Here is a 1225-nt window from a genome sequence, read left to right on the forward strand (position 1 = left end):
TTAGTTTATAGCGTGGGGTATTATGAGTCTTGTATTTTATTCTCAAGAATTTAATGAAAGTGATTTAGGCGATGATGAAAGTCCTTTAAGAAAAAAATTCGATTTAATTGTTGAAGATTTAAAGGAAAATAAATCTACAAATCTGGGAAAAATAAAGCTTATAAGCGGTATTGGAAATGCTAAATATTTTCGTGCTAAATTAGATAAAGCCAATAGGCTATTGTTTACAAGTGTAAAGCACAATGATGAGAATGCTTTTGTTATTTTGGAAGTAATTTTAAATCATGATTACCAAAAGTCAAAATTTTTACGAAGTAGAGAAAAAATAAAAAATATAGAAATAAAGAATCCATACCTAGCTTCTAGTCCAGAGGAGGTGGAGCTAAAAGATTATCCACAGATTTCTTGGTTAGGCAAATTTATAACTTTTAGCACAACTCAGAAAGAAATAGTTGAAATGGTTGAAGAATGTAAATTTCCTTTAGTTGTTAGTGGAGCTGCTGGCAGTGGGAAAACATCAGTAGCTTTGGAAAGCCTTAAAAAGATGCAAGAAAAGTTTGAAGGAGAAAAAATTCTATACATTACCCAATCTGGAAATCTTATAAGAGAAGCAAAGAAATTATTTGAGTATAAGGATTGCGATAAAATTGATAAAATTACTGGTAAACCCGAAACTTGTATTCCAGAGGAAATTGAGTTCTTATCTCTTCATGAGTTTTTTGAAAAGGTGATAGGAGAAGATGTAAAAGAAAAGAAGCCGATCGATAGAAATACATTTTTTTTATGGTTCAACAATATATGCAAGAAAGAAAAATTTAAAGAGTATAAAAAAGAAGGAGATAAAATATTCGAAGAATTTACAGCTGTGATATCTGGAGAAGGTTTAGGTAGAGAGAAATATAAAGATTTAGGAAGTAGAAAAGCTATATTTTCTCAAGATAAAAGGGATCATATTTATGATCTTTTTGAAGAATACAAGAAATTTATAGAAGAAAATTCAAAATATTATGATTCTAGTCTAGTCGCTTATGAATACGTTGAGAGATTACATGAGGATAAAAAAGTTTATGATGCTGTTGTTATATATGAAGTTCAGGATTTAACTAATAGTATATTAGATTTAATATTAAAAAGTTTAAAAGATGAAAATAAGAGTAATTTTTTATTGTGTGGTGATGTTAATCAAGTGATACATCCTAGTTTTTTCTCTTTATCTAAATTTAAA

Annotated in this window: 1 protein-coding gene; it reads left to right on the forward strand. The window is 28.2% G+C overall.

Annotated features, from left to right (window positions below):
- Nucleotides 1-22: 22 nt before the first annotated feature.
- Nucleotides 23-1225 (forward strand): DEAD/DEAH box helicase family protein (locus V6U76_RS05310; RefSeq protein ID WP_333024100.1); only part of this gene is annotated, 1203 nt, incomplete at its 3' end.

It is taken from the genome of Wolbachia endosymbiont of Pentidionis agamae (assembly GCF_036711655.1).
Lineage (GTDB): Bacteria > Pseudomonadota > Alphaproteobacteria > Rickettsiales > Anaplasmataceae > JAZHPY01.